This is a genomic window from Paenibacillus ilasis (genome assembly GCF_043195395.1).
Lineage (GTDB): Bacteria > Bacillota > Bacilli > Paenibacillales > Paenibacillaceae > Paenibacillus_AQ > Paenibacillus_AQ lautus.
Window position 1 is genome coordinate 2,196,395 of the sequence record NZ_JBHDJG010000001.1, and the last position, 21,330, is coordinate 2,217,724.

17 protein-coding genes and 2 pseudogenes are annotated in these 21,330 nt (G+C 47.0%); 17 read left to right on the forward strand and 2 right to left on the reverse strand.

The features are described from left to right. Positions 1-111: 111 nt before the first annotated feature. Positions 112-1,356 (reverse strand): cation:proton antiporter, encoded by a 1,245-nt coding sequence (locus ACETK5_RS10275; protein ID WP_326113418.1) that lies wholly within the window; start codon positions 1,354-1,356, stop codon positions 112-114. Positions 1,357-1,519: 163 nt separating this feature from the next. On the opposite strand from ACETK5_RS10275, the gene ACETK5_RS10280 reads away from it, so the two are divergent. The 10 genes from ACETK5_RS10280 to ACETK5_RS10325 all read left to right on the forward strand — a co-directional run bounded on the left by ACETK5_RS10280 (position 1,520) and on the right by ACETK5_RS10325 (position 10,942). Then, positions 1,520-2,152: a TetR/AcrR family transcriptional regulator gene (locus ACETK5_RS10280; protein ID WP_326113419.1), complete on the forward strand. Its 633-nt coding sequence runs from the start codon at positions 1,520-1,522 to the stop codon at positions 2,150-2,152. Then, the gene (locus ACETK5_RS10285; protein ID WP_394055419.1) at positions 2,149-3,003 is read left to right on the forward strand and encodes an ABC transporter ATP-binding protein; all 855 of its coding nucleotides are present in this window, start codon (positions 2,149-2,151) and stop codon (positions 3,001-3,003) included. Before ACETK5_RS10280 ends, ACETK5_RS10285 begins: the two co-directional genes overlap by 4 nt. Beyond that, entirely contained in the window at positions 3,000-3,722 is a 723-nt protein-coding gene (locus tag ACETK5_RS10290) for a fluoroquinolone export ABC transporter permease subunit (protein WP_394055421.1), read from the forward strand. The genes ACETK5_RS10285 and ACETK5_RS10290 overlap by 4 nt, the downstream gene beginning before the upstream one ends. Further along, positions 3,709-4,434, forward strand: a complete 726-nt coding sequence (locus tag ACETK5_RS10295) for a hypothetical protein (protein ID WP_326113422.1) — start codon at positions 3,709-3,711, stop codon at positions 4,432-4,434. Before ACETK5_RS10290 ends, ACETK5_RS10295 begins: the two co-directional genes overlap by 14 nt. 493 nt (positions 4,435-4,927) lie before the next feature. Next, complete coding sequence (locus ACETK5_RS10300; protein ID WP_394055423.1) at positions 4,928-5,818, forward strand: class I SAM-dependent methyltransferase; 891 nt, start codon at positions 4,928-4,930, stop codon at positions 5,816-5,818. Between the two features lie 235 nt (positions 5,819-6,053). Next, a complete protein-coding gene (locus ACETK5_RS10305) occupies positions 6,054-7,598 on the forward strand; it encodes a right-handed parallel beta-helix repeat-containing protein (RefSeq protein ID WP_394055425.1) in 1,545 nt (514 codons plus the stop codon). A gap of 366 nt (positions 7,599-7,964) precedes the next feature. Beyond that, entirely contained in the window at positions 7,965-8,390 is a 426-nt protein-coding gene (locus ACETK5_RS10310; protein ID WP_100537471.1) for a disulfide oxidoreductase, read from the forward strand. A 199-nt stretch (positions 8,391-8,589) separates the two neighbouring features. Further along, positions 8,590-8,856, forward strand: coding sequence for a DNA glycosylase family protein (locus ACETK5_RS10315; RefSeq protein WP_394055427.1), 267 nt, complete (start codon positions 8,590-8,592; stop codon positions 8,854-8,856). A gap of 393 nt (positions 8,857-9,249) precedes the next feature. Beyond that, entirely contained in the window at positions 9,250-9,888 is a 639-nt protein-coding gene (locus tag ACETK5_RS10320; RefSeq protein ID WP_394055429.1) for a flavin reductase family protein, read from the forward strand. Positions 9,889-10,255: 367 nt separating this feature from the next. Continuing rightward, entirely contained in the window at positions 10,256-10,942 is a 687-nt protein-coding gene (locus tag ACETK5_RS10325) for a sulfite exporter TauE/SafE family protein (RefSeq protein WP_394057379.1), read from the forward strand. A gap of 10 nt (positions 10,943-10,952) precedes the next feature. Here ACETK5_RS10325 and ACETK5_RS10330 read toward each other — a convergent pair whose 3' ends face one another. Further along, entirely contained in the window at positions 10,953-11,360 is a 408-nt protein-coding gene (locus ACETK5_RS10330) for a FixH family protein (RefSeq protein ID WP_394055431.1), read from the reverse strand. Between the two features lie 503 nt (positions 11,361-11,863). On the opposite strand from ACETK5_RS10330, the pseudogene ACETK5_RS10335 reads away from it, so the two are divergent. The 7 genes and pseudogenes from ACETK5_RS10335 (at position 11,864) to ACETK5_RS10365 (ending at position 21,218) form a co-directional block, all read left to right on the forward strand. Continuing rightward, a pseudogene (locus tag ACETK5_RS10335) lies at positions 11,864-13,619 on the forward strand (sensor histidine kinase). Between the two features lie 194 nt (positions 13,620-13,813). Next, positions 13,814-14,590: a TerC family protein gene (locus tag ACETK5_RS10340; protein ID WP_100537467.1), complete on the forward strand. Its 777-nt coding sequence runs from the start codon at positions 13,814-13,816 to the stop codon at positions 14,588-14,590. A 455-nt stretch (positions 14,591-15,045) separates the two neighbouring features. Next, on the forward strand, positions 15,046-15,759 hold the full coding sequence (locus tag ACETK5_RS10345) for a glycerophosphodiester phosphodiesterase (RefSeq protein ID WP_394055433.1): 714 nt from the start codon (positions 15,046-15,048) through the stop codon (positions 15,757-15,759). A 500-nt stretch (positions 15,760-16,259) separates the two neighbouring features. Continuing rightward, positions 16,260-18,515: an ATP-binding cassette domain-containing protein gene (locus ACETK5_RS10350; RefSeq protein WP_394055435.1), complete on the forward strand. Its 2,256-nt coding sequence runs from the start codon at positions 16,260-16,262 to the stop codon at positions 18,513-18,515. A gap of 142 nt (positions 18,516-18,657) precedes the next feature. Further along, complete coding sequence (locus ACETK5_RS10355) at positions 18,658-19,155, forward strand: DinB family protein (RefSeq protein WP_100537464.1); 498 nt, start codon at positions 18,658-18,660, stop codon at positions 19,153-19,155. Between the two features lie 334 nt (positions 19,156-19,489). Further along, positions 19,490-19,789 (forward strand): annotated as a pseudogene (locus ACETK5_RS10360) (SRPBCC domain-containing protein); the annotation flags it as partial. A gap of 178 nt (positions 19,790-19,967) precedes the next feature. Next, positions 19,968-21,218 (forward strand): MFS transporter, encoded by a 1,251-nt coding sequence (locus ACETK5_RS10365; RefSeq protein WP_100537462.1) that lies wholly within the window; start codon positions 19,968-19,970, stop codon positions 21,216-21,218. Positions 21,219-21,330: the final 112 nt, after the last annotated feature.

Consider the following 21,330-nt stretch of genomic DNA (forward strand, 5'->3'; position numbering starts at 1 on the left):
CGAAAAAATAAGATTCAGCTGGAGTTGTCTAATTAGAACTCCTAGGCTGAACCTTATACTCGTTCCGTGTTCTACTCGTTCCGTGTTCTTTTTTGCTTACTCGGAGGGTTCTTAAATATCCGCCCCGTCTTTTTCCTTGATGGGGCCGGCTAATCCAAACTTCTTAACCAAAGGCTTGATGGTTAACCCCTGAACGAGAAGTGAGAAAAGGACGACGCTAAAGGTGAGCACGAGTATATCGTCGCGACCGTCGAAGGATGTAGGCAAGCTTAAGGCAAGTGCGATCGATAAGCTGCCCTTTAACCCGCCCCAATTCAAAACCACTTTCCATGAAGAAGGGAAGGATTTCAGGAAATACAGACTCGCGTAGACGGCCAATGTTCTTCCGATTAGAACAATAAGAACGGCAGCCCCGATTAACGCCCATTTGTCCGCGAAATTAATATGCTTGATTTCGAGACCGATCATAAGGAAAATCAATGAATTCGCGATTAACGTGATAACGTCCCAGAACGAATTAATGTTCATCTTGGTTGTATCCGACATCCCGATGCGCGCTCCGTAACTGCCGAAAATTAAGCCGCCCACAACGACGGCAATTACGCCGGAGACGTGGAAATGCTCGGCAATAAAGTAACTCCCGAAGAACAGGAGCATAGAGAAAGCAATCTCCAGCGGATAATCGTCATAGAAGCGAATGAGCTGCGAGAACAGATACCCCAGCACGCCTCCAACCGCGATACCGCCCACACCAAACTTTAGAAAGAGCAGTAGGCCGCTGCCTAATCCCGCCCATCCCATTTCCATATACGTAAGTAGATAGACGGTGGAGATCTGGAATAACACAACGGCAATTCCGTCATTAAACAGTGATTCCCCTTCGATGATGGTCACAATTTTCTTTGGTACGCCTAAAGATTTGAAGATGGAAATGACACTGATCGGATCTGTGGCGCTCATCAAAGCCGCAAAGGTAAATGCAACAATTAGAGGCAATCCCATAAGCCCATACATTGCAAGAGCAATCAGAAGGAACGAAAGCAGCGTCCCGCCAAAAGCGAGGGCAAGCACCGGCTTGCCTTGTTCACGAAGATGCGAGAACGGAAGCTTTAACGTGGCGTCGCCGAGAAGGATTGGCAGGAACAAAGAAATAATGATCGCTTGAAACACACTCGATTGGGTGATGAATGATTCAGCTTCATCCAGTACCGGTACATGGAGCATTCCAAGCAGCAGGCCTACGATAACAAGAGCAATGGAGTATGGCTGATTCATTTTTTTAGCTAATGCGATCACACCCATCGATATCGCAAGCAAAATCAGCAATTGGACGAAAACCTCGTTAAAATGATGCATAATGCACCCCTCGTCAAAGGATAAAATCTCCATTTATTGTAACCGAAAGACACCGTAACACCAAATATATTGACACTCGGGAGTAGAAGGAGTATTTTGTGAATATAAAATAAAATTATTCACAGAATCACGAACTTCACAATTAAGGATGTGAAACTGCAGCATGCCCAAAAAATTTTCTGATGAAGAACGCAAGTGGATCCGCCAGAAACTGCTGACTGAGGCACGCCATCATTTTGAAACGGCGGGCCTCCGCAAAACCAGCGTTGAAGATCTCACGAAGGGCGCAGGCATTGCCCAAGGCTCGTTTTACATGTTTTTCGGATCAAAAGAGGAGATCTATTATGAATTGATTCTGGAGGAGGAGCAGCGAATCCGCAATGCCGTTCTGGACTTATTCCCTCCTGAAGAGGTCTGCAGCAAGGGAAGCATTAAAGGGTTTCTCTTGTATTCACTAAGGATGATGGATGAGAGCCCGCTGCTTCGGCAGATGATGGATCGCGGGGAGATGGAGCTGTTGTTCAGGAAATTGCCGAAAGCCCTGCTGGAGCGTAACTTTACGGAGGATCAAGATGCGCTCATGCCTGTGATTACGGCTTGGCAGAAGGCTGGCATTTTACCGAGTACGGCACCCGAATCCATCGTGAGCATGATCAGATCATTAGCGCTGCTTACGCTGCACAAAAAAGAGATTGGAGAGGAGCAATTTACATCAACGGTCGAATTGTTAGTTGAGTTATTATCTGCCGGTATGCTTGCAGTGTCTAAAGCGGCGAAGGGAGATGGGGCGTCGTGATCGAAGTAAGAGGGCTTCATTACACGTATCCCAATCGAAAAGAGCCGACCCTGCAGGGGCTTGATTTTGTCATTTCGCCTGGAGAAATCTTTGGATTCCTCGGCCCGTCCGGCGCTGGTAAAAGTACAACGCAAAAACTGCTGATCGGCGTTCTGAAAGGATATCAAGGAAGTATAAAAGTCATGGGTAGCGAAATCAGGGACACCGGTCCCGATTATTACGAGCGAATCGGAGTAGCTTTTGAATTCCCGAACTTCTATAGTAAATTTTCGGTTCACGAAAACTTAAGGCTCTTTCGTTCCCTTTACAGAGGGGAGACTGAGGATCCAATGAAACTGTTGGAACAAGTGGATCTGACGAATGCCGCAAATATGAAGGTTTCCCAGCTATCCAAGGGTATGAAGATGAGGTTGAATTTCTGTCGGGCGTTATTGGATGACCCAGAAATACTATTTCTGGATGAACCTACTTCCGGATTAGACCCGGTCAATGCCCAGCGAATGAAGGAATTGATACTTGCCAAAAAGGCTGCCGGTAAGACGGTTCTTATCACCACGCATAATATGCAAGCGGCCGAAGAGCTTTGCGATCGGGTAGCATTTATCGTCGACGGCGAAATTAAATTGATCGATTCACCCAGAGAGCTGAAACTTCGTAAGGGACGAAAAGAGGTCCGAGTCGAATACAGCAGGGATGGCGATTTAATGGAGGCCATATTTTCTCTCGATGGCATCGGTAAGAATAACCAATTTCTTCAGCTCATTCAGGATTCCCCTCTCGAAACCATTCATTCGCAAGAGGCATCGCTCGAACAAATTTTTATTGAGGTTACGGGGAGGCAGCTTGTATGAAAGGCCTAAGCTTATTTGTTTTCGATCTCCGTTTCCAGTGGCGTCATGGTTTCTATTGGGTTTATGTATTCGTCTGTACCTGTTATTGGATTCTGCTCCGATTCGTACCCGAGGCTTACCAGGAGACAACAGCGATTGTGCTGACCTTCAGCGATCCCGCCGCCTTGGGACTTATCATGGCAGGCGGTATGGTCCTGCTGGAGAGGGACCAAGGCGTCCACGATCCGCTGTTTGTATCGCCGGTTCACATTTGGGAATATTTGCTGGCAAAGGCGGCTTCTCTGTCGGTGTTATCCCTTACGGCAGGCTGGGTCATTCATATGGCGACCGGCAGTATACCGGAAAATCCGTTTGCTTTTTCTGCCGGTATTGTCTTAACATCAACCTTCATGACCTTGCTGTCAATTGGGGTGGCGGCGCGCCAGCGGGCGATTAACGGTTTTATATTGATGGTGCAAGTCTACGCAATGCCATTCACCCTTCCATTGTTCGGTTTCCTTCAATTGTGGCATGCTGACCTGTTTCTCGTCCTTCCGACCGAAGGAACACTCCGGTTACTCATGTCTCCTATTGGCGGCTTATCATTTGGCAGTGTTCTATATTCTGTATGTATCCTATTGATTTGGAACTTTGCGGCTTACATCTGGGCACAACGCTCCTACACCCGACATGTGCTGATGCGGGTAGGCGAGGAAGGGGGCATGAATGGAGAGATATAAAGCCCTTATTATAAAGGATCTACGGCATGCGTGGAAGGACCCTGTTCTGATGGCAGCTATGCTCGGTCCGCTGGCACTCCTGTTTGTATCGAGGTTTGGATTCCCTGTTGCCATCGATTGGCTTGATATAAACTATTCGTTTCATCTGGAGCCGTACCGCGGTTTTGCTGGATCGCTTTTGGTTGTTACGATCCCCATGCTGACAGGAATGCTCACCGGTCTCCTTATGCTCGACGAACGCGATGAGAATATGATTGCCTATTACGCAGTTACCCCCCTAATGCGTCAAGGTTATTTGCTATATAGAGTGACGTTTCCATTTATGTTATGCACCGTCTTATCCCTTGTATATTTGTCTTTTTCCACTTTATCGGATATTCACTGGGATAAACTAGGGGTTTTGCTGCTCCTGGCATTGGAAGCGCCGTTATTCTCGTTGTTTCTTGCGGCTTTCTCAGCAAACAAGGTGGAAGGATTAGCCTTATCTAAAATAGGAGGGCTGTTCATAGCGGGCCCTGTGGTGGCAAATTTTGTTCCAGGAGCTTGGCAGGTTTTAGGGGCTTGGCTCCCAACGTATTGGCCAGCAAAAATACCCTATCTGATCACGCAGAATGAACCTATCCTGGCAATCGTTTTCTTTTTGGTCGGATTACTGTTACATGCCGCGTACTTATATTTTATGGTATCTGTATTCAACAACAGACAATCTTAGATGGGCCCACCATGGATCGCATGTAAAGGGAAGCATGAGCAAGAAATGGGGAGTAGGATAAAGATATAGGTTCTTGTTCATATCTGATGACAGAAAACAGCCGATCTGAATGATCGGCTGTTTTAGTGAAGATTGTTCTGTTATTTAAATGTTCATTGTCAGCATAAGAATAAAGTACATTGCGGCTACAATGGTATTGCAAACTGAAATTGAATCGTTTAATATGGATATCACATATCCATATTAGGAGCGATCTTAAGAAGGGAAGCAGGGAGGAGGGAAGGAGACAAGCAGTTCTCCAGCAGTCAGCATGGTGACGAATGTTTGGGAAAGAGCGAACACACGTTCAGTCCGTAACGGATGAAATTGCGTTTTAATTATGGATAATATAGATCCATTAAAGTTTTTTAAATCACCAATACTGGCGATTATGGCGGCTCGGCGGGCTTCTCGCCCGCAACCAGAAACTATAGAGGAAAGCGAGATGAAGGTTATGAACGATTTTTTTAATGAAGCGATTTGGGAAAAGGCTTGGAAAGAACATGGCGATAGCGTTGTGGACAAGATGAAAAAGGCCGGAATCAAACCGACCCGCGCCTTTGATCATAAGGCGAAGACTTTCAACGAGCAATCGTTTAATGAAGAGGGAAGAAAACGGACCACTCGAATCATGAATTGGCTTGAAGGACAAGGGGTTCGATTCGACAACGCCTCTGTGCTGGATATTGGCGCCGCTTCGGGCGTATTTTCGGTGCCGTTTGCAGAGCGGGGGGCCCGCGTAACGGCCGTAGAATCCTCTCCACCGTTGATCGAACTGCTGAAGGAAAACATCGGAACATTCGCCGATGACCAGGTGAAGATTGTGCCGGAACCTTTTGAAGATATTGACGTGGCGGCCAGAGACTGGAGCAATGCCTTCGATCTTGTCTTTGTCTCAATGTGTCCCGTCATTCTAGATTGGGATAGCGTCGAGAAGGTACTACAATGCGCAAGGGATTATTGTTATATCAGTATGCCGGCAGGTTCCAAGGAGCTCAGTTTGGTAAATGAAATCTGGCCGCTCATCACCGGTCAGCCCTTCAAATCGAAACACATGGAATTCGGATATTTGCTTCATTTGCTGTATCTCAAAGGCTATTCCTATGAGTCCCTTATAACACGGGAAACGAAAACGACGGAAGTCTCAAGAGAAGCGGCGTTACAGGAAATGATGAACTGGCTTCGCAGTCACGGTCTTCCTGCAGATGATCAGAATCGGAAGTTAATTGCAGACTATTTAGAGCAAGCGTACCCGTCCGGTAAAGTAATCATCCGGCAGAGTGGTCGTTATGGTAAAGTACTGGTTCGATTGCAGGATCAAAGCATGTACACAAGAAAAATTTGAATCAGGCATATTACCGAAATAAATCTTGAAGCAGCACACCGCCTCTAAGTGAAGGAACAGAATGATAACTGTCTTCATGAATAGAAAAGAGATCTCAAAGGGATGACAATATGCATGTCTGGATATCGAGCAAGAGGTGCCTTTATTAATAGAGAAAATTCAATTCTAAATTCGTCGTGACTTCAATGATGACCTCACTGTAATATAAATATGTACAGATAGGAGATGAGAAACGGTGTTGAAATTAGTAAAGGCTTTGCTGGTGGGATTGAGCATGACTGTATTTGGTGTAGATTCTGGAAATGTGCAATCTTCCGTCGTATCGGCAGCCGGTACTGAATATTATGTGGCCATCGACGGGAGTGATTCCAATCCGGGGACGATCCGTGCGCCATGGAAGACGCTGCAGCATGCGGCTGACAAAGCTGATCCGGGCAGCATGATTTACGTTCGGGACGGCGTATACAATCAGAAGCTCAAGATAACACGCTCCGGTACAGCATCACAAGGTCCCATTACTTTCACGAGCTATGGATCGGAGAAACCCATCATGGATGGTACAGGACTTTCAGTCAACGGGATTGAAGGGCTTATTGAGATAACCGATGTTAGTTACATTACCATTCAAGGCTTGGAGATTCGCAACTATGCCACTTCTTCCAGAAACGCGGTGCCAGTTGGGATCTATGTTCAAGGTTCAGGCGGCTTTATTAATCTGAGCAACAACAAGATCCATGATATCCAGAGTACGGCCACGCCAGCCGGCAGCGATTTGCTTGGAAGAGATGCTCATGGTATCGCCGTATACGGCACCAAAGCTCCGGAATCGCTTCACGACATTACGATTCACGGTAATGAGCTGTACAATCTTGTCCTGGGTTCCAGTGAAACACTGGTACTGAATGGTAATGTAGATACCTTTGCGGTGACGGACAATCTCATTCACGATAACGACAACATCGGGGTAGATATTATCGGTTTCGAGGGGACTGCACCGGAAGAAGCTTACGACCAGGCACGTCATGGCTTGGTGAAAGGTAATCGGATATACAATATTTCTTCCAACAACAATCCTTCTTATGGGAAAAGACTTCCGAATAACAGTAATGCAGCCGGTGGTATTTATGTTGATGGCGGCAAAGACAGCATCATTGAACAGAACTACAGCTACAATAATGACATCGGCATTGAAATTGCCTCGGAGCATGCGGGTAAATCCACCAGTCATATTACGATCCGAAGTAACATGGTGCACAATAACCGGTTGACGGGCATCGCCATGGGCGGATACGACGACGAGCGGGGGTCAACGGTGAATTGCAAGGTAGTGAACAACACCGTTTACAATAACGATATGATAGGCGAGGGTAGCGGCCAGCTCTATGTCCAGTATGACACGCGTAATAACGTGGTCAAGAACAATATCTTTGTGGCTAGTTCCACGGGCGTGCTGATCTACAATGAATATACAAAAAATTCAGGAAACGTCGTGGATTACAATCTATATTTTTCTCCAGGTGGTAGTGCAGATGCATTCTGGACATGGAAGAGCAAAGACTATACTGGCTTTTCCGCATACAAAGCGGGATCCGGCAACGATGCGCATTCTTTGTTCATGGATCCTAAATTCGTAAATGCTCCCGGAGGCGACTTTCATCTTCAGTCTTCGTCCCCAGCGATAGATGCTGGTTCGACGGATAACGCGATCATCGGGACGCAGGACATTGACGGGCAGCCAAGAGTGCAAGGGGCCGATGTAAACATCGGGGCAGATGAGTAAAAGCAACCCTTTTTTAGAAACGGGTAAAAAATAGAGCCGGAATATTAAAAGAGCCTCATAACAAGCTGGATCGGCAGCAATCGGAACGTCCTTATTTTGGAGTACTTGGTATATATATTTTGAGCTGCAGCTTCGAACGCATTCATCAAAGAGTCGCCATTTTTGGCGGCTTTTTTGATATCAGGGAACTGACCCTGCCTAGGTGTTTGTATTGTAACGAGGGATATTGGATATCGACTTTTCCAACATATAGCCCGAAGGAGCCATTTTCATATATAGACAATTAAGAGAAAATGAGAAAATCATGTAATAATACCGGTATCGTATGGTGGCTAAGCAACAAATAGAAGGGAGGTTATTTGAAAGATGAATAAAACGGGAGTTTGGTTGTTTTTTGCATGGACTGTATCCGCTGTGGCAACAAGCGGAAGTTTGTTTCTTAGTGAAGTATGGCATTTTACGCCATGTGTCTTATGTTGGTATCAAAGGATCTTCATGTATCCATTAGTCATTGTCTTGGGAATCGCAGCATATCGGCAAAAGACGCACATCGTCCCATATATCCTCCCCCTAGTAATCATTGGCGGAGGCATATCCACATATCATAGTATCATTCAAAAACTCCCTAAAGATTCGGATATTGCCGCATGCGGGCCAGTGTCCTGCTTGAATGACTACTTGAATTGGTTCGGATGGTTGACCATTCCGATGCTGGCATTTGCCGCGTTCGTGCTCATCGCTGTGGCTCTATTGCTGGCGCTGCGCTCGCAGAAACAACAAACAAACCAGTGATGTAGCTGCAACTTATATTTGAATCGAAGAAAGGCCGGGCTGGTTAACAGCCGGGCTTTTTTACTTTGTATAATAGCTATGCCGAATAGCTATGACGGTTTACCATCATTTTGAGTGCTTGCCGTAATGGGTTATTGGGTCGCCACCTTGGATAGAGTATTACAAGATTTGGATATAGGTTATAATAGCCCGAGTACCTGTGCAGCCTGATGGTTTTACCTACCTGGCGAGAACGTTAATCGGCCAACAGCTTTCGGTCAAAGCCGCCGGAACGATTTTCCAGAGGATAGAATGTCTATGCGGGGGGATTACGCCCGATTCCTTCCTGTCTGTAGCAGAGGAGAGCTTACGGTCAGCGGGATCAGGGGCAAGCAAGGGACTGGGATATGCCTACGCCCGTGCTGCCTTGGAGGCAGGTGACCTCTTCGGGAAGAAATGGCTAAGTAATATTCGGAAGGCTCTGTAGACAGCGATCCCCAACTTGCAGCCGAAGCTCTTTTAAAGTTGGTAGAATGCGAAGACCCGCCTTTGCGTCTGATCCTCGGCAGTATGGTATTCGATGTAGCGATTAACACCTACGAAGAGCGCGTAACACTTAGAAGCAGTAGGAGACGGTCAGCCGTGCTGCTGAAAAAGCAATTCCCGCACCTGAAGGGCACGGGGAATCCGGGGAGTAAAACGATAGTTCTTATTAAATGATCGGTAACAGCCGGCCTAAGGGTCGGCTGTTTTTTCCATCAACAATGAATGGTAATGATCAAATTTTTTATATCTTGCGGACTTATTCCATATCCCTATGCTTCAACAAGGAGCTTATGATACATTACTTAAAAATCATGACGAGGAGATGGAATCCGTTATGCACAAAGTAATCAATCCGAAAATCCATTACTTCGGGACTTCGGTCGTGTTGATCAGTACCGTCAATGAAGACGGCACCCCCAATTTGGCTCCGATGTCCTCCGCCTGGTGGCTCAATCAATCATGTATGCTTGGTATGAGCAGCAAGTCTCAGACTGTTCAAAATATGATTCGTGAAGGCGAGTGTGTACTTAATCTCCCGTCGATTGACTTGATTCCCGCAGTTGATCGTCTGACCCTGTTAACTGGTCGCAACCCAGTCCCAGAGTCGAAAGCATCGAGGGGATACAAGTTCGAGGCGAATAAATTTGGTGTCGCAGGGCTAACTCAAGTTCAGTCCCATGTTGTTCAAGCGCCGCGTGTAAAAGAATGTCCCGTCCATCTGGAAGCCAGGTTGGTAAAGCTCCATCCTTTTGAAGAACCAAGTTCGCTTGTAGCCATCGAAGTGCGCATTGAAAAAGTTCATATTGAAGATGATCTTCTTATGGATCCCAAATCAAACTATATCGATCCTTCGAAATGGAATCCGATGATTATGAATTTTTGCGAATATTTTGGTCTAAGCGAGCAATTGTCCGCATCAAAATTAGCGCCGGTATTCGGACCTGGTTCAGTAGAAAATATGAATAAGAAATGAGTGGTGTGGAATAGAAGGGTATGCCATGTGTATCTACCTTTGGTTTGAACTCAACAAGCATGCAAAATAAAAGCGACAGAAGAATTCAACCTGCCGCTGGCCTCTATTCTTAATATTCGCGCACCTTCATACAATGAATGGATGCGTGATCCTATGAAGAACGGCATATAAGGTGCGCCGGGAAGGGGGATGGAATGCTTCGTCGAGAGAAATTTCGTATGTGTGGGAAATCGGAAGTGGCTGGAGTAAGGCTTGGACAGAAGCTGAAGCAAAAAGCAGAAATTCGAATCGGAATGGCAGCCAGCTCTTTACTGGTCGCCGGTCATTCGCTTGGACCCCAGTTATCGGTACAACGGGTTTTAAGAATATGGCCTTAACGGGGGGCGGATTACTGTTAGTAGCACTGACAGGCTTGATGGGGGCGCCGCATTGCCTGGTGATGTGTGGGGGGATCGTTTCTTCTCTGGCCCTTCGAACCAGCGTCTCCCCGCTTGCTTCTACGTTAGCCTACAACGCTGGGAGAGTGACAACATACACGGTGATTGGAGGCTTTATGGGGATGGTTGGCTCCTTTCTGGATGTGGCTGGCAGCTTTGTAGGCTTCCAAGGAGCGGCCAGCATCATTGGCGGACTGCTCATACTGCTGTGGACCTTTCGCCGGTACACATTGCCCATTTATAACGCGCATCTGCCGAGGCATTCTTTTTTTCACCTGAAATTGGAACGGCTTGGTCAGCGGCATGAGCTGTTTGCGACTTTTCTAACCGGCCTTCTGCTCGGTTTTCTTCCATGCGGTTTGACCTATGCGATGCATATGAATGCAGCGGCATCCGGTTCTGGTCTGCAAGGCCTCTTGATTATGCTGGTATTTGGACTTTCGACTTTTCCCATTCTGCTCCTAACGGCGCTGTCTGCCGGCAGTCTAACGAAAAAGTGGCGCAGAGGAATGCGCAAATTCGGCGGTTTTCTGGCCTTTTTAATGGGGATGCTGTCTATATTAAAGGGACTAAGCGCCAACGGATGGATTCCGGGTATTCACCCCTGGTTATGGTAAGTAAGCAGGACTAACGAACTTTGAACAACGTCCTTACCGTGACATGCTGATCCTCCCAACGAAGGACCGCTTCCGCCTGCCAAAGTCCTTGCATAACAGGTACAGCCGTTGCGGTATATACACCCGGCTTTGATTCGACAATTGCTGCGGGGAATACACCACAAAACATATCGGGCATAGTAAGGTTGAATTCAATATCGGCGTTTATAACAGGCTTCTCAGGTAGCTCCGTAATGATAACCTGAAAGGATGTCTCCTTCATGGGTTCTGCAACAGATTGAACGGATTCTATTTCCATACGAAGCTGCCCATCCGTATAAAGATCTTCTGCTTTGGAACGATCATGAACCTGTCGGTACAGAATCAGAACCACAATCATAAAGAGCAACAACAAAGCAATGCCCCATCTTGTCTTCATGATATCCCTTCTTTCGCCTGAAAACATGAGTATTCTCTCATAGGTATGTAAGAAAAGGTCAGAACATGCACATATTGATGTGACTCTAGTTCCGAAATAGCGCCCGAACTCTAATATGGGCAAGAAATTCGTACCGAAACTAAATCCCCTCTGCAACCTTCTAGGGATATAGGAACTTCCCTGTGACATGGTTGTGGAGTTTTTTTGTGCAATCAGCATAAGTTATATCCCGGAATATAGACACTTTTGAATAGGAGTGGCTGTTTTCCCGGTTTGTTTGGGTTTTGGCATGGAATATTATGATGAATGGTAAGCATTTGTCTAATTTTTATAGGCATGTTAGGATATCCAATATTATTGTACGGAAAAACAACAATACATGAATGCCTGAGAGGTCTGAACATGTCAAAAAAGATACTGATGGTGAAAGAGGAGCCATATGATATGGAAATCAAGATGGATGCCTCACTCCATAACCCATTCCGAAGATTTGAGGAGCAGCCATGAAAAGAGGGATTGTTCTCAAGCTGTTTCTATTAACGACCGCATTATGCATGCTCATTATAGCTGTTATTTTCATTGGACAAACCCTATTCTTTAAACAATTCTATGTGCATCAAAAGGTGGGCTTCCAGACTCGAGCGCGAATTTGATCAAACGTATAACACCTGGATTGCGGTATTGGACTCCAAGGGTAATTTGCAGAATACCGAGGATTATTTCATGACGATTAGGCTGGACCGTATGGACGACAATCCCGAGTTTTCTGGACGTGAGATAAAGATCCCGCTATATAAGTTCATGAACGTGGAAGATTTTTATAGTGAGAATACGTTTATCTATCCATGGATCAAGGAAGGGGAACCCATCGTTGTTGAAGGTCTGAATATGGACAAGCAGCTGATTATTCAGCGGATGGGTAGGAGTGTCGCTAATCTTCGACAGGAAGACCAACTGGAGAATCGACAGATGGTGAGCAAAGAGTACGAGGTTGTCCCCCGATTTCCAAGCCCGGTTCAGTACCACGAAAAGTATCCCAACGTCCTGGCCTACGGAACGGTTACGGACTTACATATACCGGAAGGCGCTGAAAGCTCGCGATACACGAATCACTTGTTTCTTGACCGTATCAAGGCTTTTCAGGCTGAACTGCTGTACGGCGACTATGATCATGCCAGGAATGCGAATCACATGATGGATTATGAAGAAAATCACTTGAAATACAAAATATTCGTGAACCATATCGAAGACATAAACGGAAATCCCGCATACCTTTTCGCGATGACATCGATGCAGCCTGTAAGTGAAGCCGCCGGGGTCATGCGACATTATTATGTCTACGTTGTCATCGTCACCCTGCTGCTCGTGCTGCTGGCATCGTTCTATTATTCCCGTCGGATCGCCAGGCCGCTCCTGCGTATCAACCGTACGACGCAGCAAATGGCAGGCCTTGATTTTTCAGAAAAAATTCCGGTCACGACCAAGGATGAGATCGGTGATTTGTCGCGCAACATTAACGAACTTTCCGAGCGGCTGCAATCCCATATCCTCCGGCTCAATAAGGACATCGAGAAAGAAAAGCAGCTGGAGCATACGCGAAAAGAATTTATATCCGGTGTATCGCATGAGCTGAAAACACCGTTAAGCGTCATTCAAAGCTGTCTTGCGATTGTGAAGGACGGGGTTGCAATTCATAAACGGGATTATTATTTTAAGGCTATGGAGGACGAAGTTAAAAGGATGGATCTGATGATCTCGGATATGCTGGAATTGGCGAAGTATGAATCGGGAACTTATCAAATGCACACGGAGTCCTTTTATATTGATACCGTTATCGAACGGATATGCGCAAAATTGGCTGTGGACATCTCGGACAAGCAATTGCATCTGCATACTTCACTTGAACCTGTGGAAGTGGTGGGGAACGAGCTCCGAATTGAGCAGGTCATTGTCAATTTTCTCACCAACGCGATTCGTTATACGCCGAACCAGCAATCCATTATCGTAACAACGACGGAAGAGAGGAACAGCGTTAAAATTTGCATTGAAAATAAAGGAACACACATTGAAGGCGAGCAATTGGAAAAGATCTGGGATCGATTCTATCGTGGCGAAGCTTCCCGCCAACGGTCGACCGGAGGAACGGGGCTTGGACTCGCCATTTCGAAACAGATTCTGGAGATGCATGGCGTATCTTATGGCGCAACCCATTCACCGGATGGGGTCATCTTCTATTTTTATTTGAATAAAAAAGCGTAGACCTCGAGGCTGCAGTAGATTTAAAATTTTGCCTGAAATGAATGAAACGAGACATTACTTGACAACGTAATAACGAAAGGGAGTCATGGAACAATCAAAACTGGAAAAAACCTCTGGTGTTTTAACAGGAGATTACACGTTTTTAGCCAGAAGTTGAACTATGAACATTCTCACATAAGAGAGGAGAACTACTGTTGGAGTCAATTTGGTTGGAGTATGCATGGGCATTACTAATTCTTATTGGATTGGAAGGTTTACTATCAGCGGATAATGCCCTTGTTCTGGCAGTTATCGCGAAGCACTTACCGGAGGACCAGAAGAAGAAAGCGATCAATTATGGGATCATTATGGCTTTTGTTTTTCGCTTCGCTGCTCTGTTTGCGATATCGTTTATTGCGAACGTCTGGCAAATACAGGCGATCGGAGCTGCTTATCTTCTATACCTCGGCTTAAAGCACATAATCAAAGCACGGTTCGGTAAGGAAAACAAGAATATTCGCGAGGACATAAAGAAAGATGCTGCCGGTAAAGGCTTTTGGCCAACGGTAAGCAAAATTGCGATTGCGGATCTCGCCTTTGCGATTGATTCCATTCTTGCTGCAGTGGCTCTGGCACTGGGTCTCCCGGACTCACCGCTACCGGATTTCGGTGGTATGGACGGAGGACAATTCTTGGTTGTCGTGCTTGGCGGAATCGCCGGGCTCGTTCTGATCAAATTTGCAGCCACATGGTTTGTAAAGCTGCTTGCTCAACGACCGGCACTCGAGACCACGGCTTATGCCATCGTGGCATGGGTTGGTGTCAAGCTTGCTGTGATTACTTTGGCCCATGAAGATATCGGGGTGTTAGATCATGATTTCCCACATAGCACAGTCTGGACCATTATCTTCTATGGTGTCTTGGTGGCGATAGCCCTTCTCGGTTGGTTTGCGCCTGGGAAAAATAAACAGTCACAGACGGGTCAACTCTAATTCCGTTTTTTCCATCATTCCTGACAGATGGCCTTCCCGTAAGGGAGGGCCATTTTGCATGCCGGGTTATGGGATCAGTTGTTTTTTTAATAGTCATAAATAGAAAGAATTATCCTAAATACGTCGTTGATAATCTAAAAAATCGGTGATCAGAATTAACAGTAATCTTGTATTATTTAAGTGGGAAAACGGTGAAACATCATGAAATGATTAGTTGAACTAGCATTATTAAAAGTGTCTTCATCGTGGGGTAAGAAAGGAGGGAGTTCGAGTATTCAACATTTAACGCGCGGTTTCTTCGTTATTCCCAAGCGGTGGCTAAAATTTCACAATTCAATGAATTTCATGGTGTTTTTCACATAAAAGTACTTTAAATAAAGGCGTCATGCTGGGGGCGGTTAAAGGAAGAGCGAGCTTGTTGATGTAAATAAAATCGGATATGAGGTGGCAATAAGATGAATAATGAACCGAAATATGTAGCCCATCGCGGCTTAAGTATGCACGCTCCTGAGAATACCATCGCAGCCTTTGAGCTGGCGGGCAAATCGGGCTTTTGGGGCATTGAATGCGATACCTATTGCACAACGGACGGCCGCTGGATAGTCCATCATGATCGTACCGTTGACCGCATGACAAACGGGACGGGGAAGACAAAGGACTTCTCATTTGCGGAAATCCGAAGCTTGGATATCGTTGCAGGGAACGGAATTGGCGACTATCCCGGTCTGCAAATTCCGACGATGGAGGAAGTGCTAGATGTCTGTTTGTCCTATGGTATGCACGCTTTTATCGAAATTGAGGAATATCATCAAGAACGGGATCTGGAAGTGCTGGTTGAGCTTGTTCGCCGCGCTGGCATGCTTGAGCAAAGCAGTTTCATTTGTTTCAATGCCAATGATCTGCTCAAGGTGCGAACGATTGACGATCGGGTGCCGCTTGGGTTTCTCTCATCCCAATCACCAACCGCTGCAGATCTGGAGCTAATCGCCCGGTTACAGCCGGCCTTCCTAGATTACGATTATCACGTGACGACTCCGGAGGACATACGAAACATCAGGAGAGCCGGAGTGGAAGTCTCTCTTTGGACCGTTAACGAACGGGAGATTTTGCGGCCGTTTGAAGCGGCAGGGGCTGCTTACATCACGACGGACACGATCTTGTGGAAATAATGGAGCCAGGGTGACCTTGAAGAGTACCTCCAATAAAAGTTACGAGTTGACACGACACTAATTAGTTTCCTATAATCATTGCGTCACTAAATGGTGTCCAATTTGGATGGAGTCATTTGCAAAGAGATTGGGGCCTGAATAAGTTTCGCCTGAAACAAGTGCTTGGGCCGATAGTTATCCAGTGCCGGAAACTCCGCCAGTTATAGATGAGCAAGCGCAGGCATTTTCACTGAAATGACGGGCGCAGCTGCATCACAACATTCGTGTGAGACGACAGGGCCTATACATACCATATATTCTATCAGCTCTTGCTTGGGCTCGATCGTTGAACCATGAACCGAATCAACATAAACCGGCTGCATGTCTCTTGCAGCTGGTTTATGTCTCCTTAGAACATCTCGTAACACATCTGGTCAAGTATGGGCATCCTAATTTGTTCTGTATAAACCATTTGAACAATGAATCAAGTAGAAAATAACTCGACCGGAAGGATGTTAGCCATGAGCGAATCGAATCAGGAATATATCGTCATCTCGGCTGCGAGGGAAAACAATCTCAAGAACGTATCCCTGCGCATTCCCAAGCGGAAGATCACGATATTCACCGGGGTATCCGGATCCGGCAAGTCATCAATCGTCTTCGATACTATTGCCGCAGAATCCACGCGTTTGCTGAATGAGAACTTCAGCATGTTCGTGCGTAATTTTCTTCCTCGCTATCCGCAGCCTGACGCGGACGCGATCGAGAACCTGAGCATGGCTGTAATTGTTGATCAGAAGCGGCTGGGCGGCGGTTCCCATTCCACAATGGGCACGATTACCGATATTTCTCCCATTCTCCGTCTTCTGTTCTCCCGGGTTGGGCAGCCCTATGTCGGACAAGCGAACATGTTCTCGTTTAACGATCCCCAAGGCATGTGTCCCGAATGCAACGGGATCGGTCGCAAATTAGGCGTTGACATGAGCAAGGCGCTGGACATGTCAAAGTCGCTCAATGAAGGGGCGATTATGCTGCCGGACTATTCGGTGAACGGCTGGGAGTGGAACATGATTGTTCAGTCGGGAGACTTTGATCTCGACAAGAAGCTGAACGACTATTCCGATGATGAACTGGAGCAACTGTTGTACGCCAAGGCAAGGAAAGTGAAGATGGATTTCGCCGGCAAGGCAACGAATATTACAGTGGAAGGCGTCATTGAGAAGTTCACGAACAAATACATCAAGCAGGATGTGAAGACGAAGTCCGAACGCACGCAAAAAGCTGTTGCACCTTACATCTCCGAGGGTCCCTGCTCCAGCTGCCGAGGTGCCAGATTAAGTCAGGCAGCCCTTAGCTGCAGGATCAATGGACTCAACATTGCGGAGATGTCCTCCATGGAGGTCGGTCAGCTCATTCGTGTCATGCGGGAGATTAACAATGCGATCGCCGCGCCGATGGTCAAATCTCTGACGGAGCGGCTGCAGCATCTGGTAGACATTGGACTCGACTATCTGACGCTGGACCGTGAAACAGACACATTGTCCGGCGGTGAGTCGCAGCGCGTCAAGATGGTGAAACACCTGAGCGGCAGTCTGGTGGATGTCACGTACATCTTCGATGAGCCAAGCGTTGGCTTACATCCTCGTGATGTACACCGTTTAAATGAATTGCTTCAGAAGCTGCGCGACAAGGGCAATACCGTGATTGTTGTCGAGCATGATCCCGATGTGATCAAGGTGGCGGATCATATCGTTGACGTAGGGCCTCACGCCGGCAGCCGCGGCGGTACGATCGTGTATGAAGGAAGCTTCCAAGGATTACTGGAATCAGGTACGCTGACCGGCACCCATATGAAGCGGCCGCTGCAACTGAAGCACGATTGCAGGCAGCCCACCGGCAAGCTGCCCATTCAGGATGCCTCACTTCATAACCTTCGGAACGTGAGCTTAGATATTCCAACCGGCGTACTGACTGTCGTTACAGGAGTTGCCGGCTCGGGCAAGAGCACGCTGATTAACGAAATATTCCTCAGCCATCATCCGGATGCGATCGTCATCGACCAATCGGCGGTAGGCGTGTCAACACGCTCGAATCCCGCGACCTATACGGGCATTATGGATGATGTGCGCAAAGCGTTTGCTTCCGCAAACAAGGTCAGCCAAGGCTTGTTCAGCTTCAACTCCAAAGGGGCCTGCGAGAACTGCCAAGGGCTGGGTGTCGTTTATACAGACCTTGCATTCCTCGAGAACGTGAAGCTCCCATGCGAAATATGCGGAGGCAGACGGTTCAAGGAAGAGGTGCTCGCGTACCAGCTGAACGGCAAATCCATTGCAGAAGTGCTGGAAATGACAGTGGAGCAGGCATTGGAATTTTTTGAACTAAAAGAGGTTGTACGCAAGCTGCAAGCGATGAGTGATGTAGGATTGAACTATATTACACTCGGCCAGCCGCTCAGCACGCTCTCAGGCGGGGAATGTCAGCGGATCAAGCTGGCAAGCGAGCTGCATAAGAAAGGCAGCATCTATGTGATGGACGAGCCGACGACTGGCCTGCATATGTCAGATATCGGTGACCTTCTAGGGATCATGAACCGTCTCGTGGATGCCGGCAATACGGTGATCGTCATCGAGCATAACCTCGATGTGATCAGTCAAGCGGATTGGATCATCGATATGGGACCGGACGGAGGAAGCAGGGGAGGCCAAGTGGTATTCGAAGGCACACCTTCCCAGATCATCCAAGCGGAGCAGTCGATTACGGGAAAATACTTGACGTAATCTACATCCACACGGGGATTGTTAAGTCAGCGAAGGCTTACCTGGATGTCGCCTCGTCATCGGATGCCGAACGACCGAGACAAGCCTTTTCACTCGAGAGGTTTTATAGTATGCTAACCATAAAAAGGAGGAGTGGAAAATTATGGTGAAACAGCTGATCGTTGGTGACGCCAGCCATGAGCTGGCAACTACACGCCGCATTCTGGAGCGATTGCCCGAGGAGCATATGACGTGGAAGCCGCACGTCAAATCCATGACGCTCAGTGGACTTGCCACGCATCTGATCAACATCCTAAACTGGCAAATCGCAATTTTTCTGTACCCTGAATTCGATCTTTCGTCTGTACCGCTTCGGCGGGAAGCCTTAGCAAGACGCGATGACGTGTTGGAGGAATTCGACGCTAACGTTGTCAAGCTTGAAAAACTTTTAGCCGAATGCGACGAGAAAACGCTCGGCGAGGAATGGACCTTACGGAACGGCGACCATATCATCCTGCGCCAACCGCGGGCGATCGCGTTTCGCACCTTCGGATTAAGCCACATGGTCCACCACCGTGCGCAGCTCGGAGTTTATTTGCGTCTGCTTGATATTCCGGTGCCGGGCATCTACGGTCCCTCGGCCGACGAGGAAGGTAAGTGAACGAAAAACGCTGAAAAGTCTCAAGGCATTGTCAGAGAACAAAGATATATACACAAACCAAGTCGCGGAAATCGCGGCTTTTTTTGTCAGCCGATACGGGCAAGAGGTTATTTTACTAACCGTTTAATTAATACTCTAATTCCAATCGATCTTACCAGCCTAACATGAAGATAACGGGTAGTTTTATTGAAGGCATTATTAAGGTAATCGGCGTTTCCGGATGGAATGATTGAATTATTCAAGAGAGCAATCTGTAAGAAATCAATGCATGATTCATTTGCTATGATTGATAAACGAGTAGTCAGTAACTCAAATTCATTTTGGAGGGCTGGACATGAACCAGAATAACGAAACAAGCGAGACCGCAACGCAAGTAGGTGAATGCGAGATTGTGGTCACCCGTGTATTTGATGCTCCACGGGATCTTGTGTTTGATGCTTGGACGAAAGAGGAGCATCTGTCGAAATGGTGGGGCCCTCAAGGTTTTACGATGATTATTCACCAGTTTGACATGAAACCGGGCAGTCCATGGGAGTTTATCATGCACGGTCCTGATGGCGTTGATTTTCCCAACACTAACGTCTTTGTTGAGATCAATAAACCCGAGCGGATCGTTTTCAAACATGCTGTGTTCCTTGCTGGTTGAATGAGATGGTACTTAATGTCATAAGCAGTTCGAATATTGTATATGTAATTTCAGTCTTAAGGAGGAGGTCAACGAAGATGAGGTCCGTATAATAAGGATTGGAAAGGAGAGACATACCAATACTCAAGATGGGCATTTTTTAAAGACTAATTGGAGGTTGAAAAGATTGAATAGGCACGACAAAAGCACAAATGCACCAAGCCTTCTTCGCAATCGGTTCCTGCAGACGATTTTATTATCAAGCGTGCTCCTGCAGATCGGCATCTGGGTACGTAATTTCGCAATCCTCCTGTACGTTGCGGATAGAACAAACAATGATCCATACGCCATCTCGCTAATCAGCGTAGCAGAATTCGCACCTATTTTTGTTTTTTCGTTCATCGGAGGTACATTTGCAGACCGCTGGAGGCCAAAGCGAACGATGATCTGGTGCGATTTATTATCCGCGGTATCGGTATTCGTAGTGCTTCTGACCATACATTACGGTTCTTGGCAATCCGTCTACCTTGTCGCATTCATCTCGGCTATTCTTTCGCAGTTCTCGCAGCCTTCAAGTATGCGGTTGTTTAAGTATCATGTGTCCGAGGAACAACTGCAGCAAGGGATGGCTCTATTCCAATCGCTGATGGCCATATTCATGGTGCTTGGACCTATGCTGGGCACCTTCGTATACAGCACGTTTGGCCTTGAAACATCGATCGCTGTAATGGGCGTTGTTTTTCTGCTTTCCGCACTCGTCCTGGTTCGACTGCCTGAGGATAATATGAAATCTCAAACGGCCGCAGTAAAAGGCCAATTCCGCAAAGATTTCGTTGAAGGCTTTCGCTATGTTTGGCAAAGCCAAGTGCTGCGTATGCTCGGACTCGCGTTTATTCTCGCGGGACTCGCTGTTGGCGTAGCCCAAGCTCTCAACCTGTTTATCGTAACGGAGCGATTGGGCAGGAGCGAGGAATTCCTCCAGTATCTGCTGATGGTGAATGGCGCAGCCATGCTGATCGGCGGCGGGATCGTAGCTGTTTTTGCAAAGCGGGTTCCACCGCAGCTTCTTCTTGCCATAGGCATGCTTGCAGGCGCGGTCTGTACAGCCATTGTCGGGTATTCGACGAGTGTTCCTGTCACGCTGACCGTTCAATTTCTGAATGGGCTTGTTTTCCCTTGCATTCATATCGGGATCAGCACCATGATCCTGAAATGGTCACATGCTTCCATTGTCGGTCGGGTGAATGGAGTTCTGAATCCGATGTTTGTTGGCATGATGGTCATTTCCATGTCTTTTGCTGGCGCATTAAAGGACGCCTTTTCGCTGAGTACGATCTATAGCGGAGCCGGATTCTTATTTCTTCTTGGCGCAATGGTCATGGTGCCGATCATGAATCAAAAAGCGCCGGATAAAGTACTTACTGCACAAGAAACATAATCTCGCGATTTCTATTTGACTATAATGCAGAAGAGCAGACTATGAATAATTTGTCGGTTCTTCTTCTGCAATCCCTAGTGATAAAACCCAGCAAAATACCAGTAAGAATAGG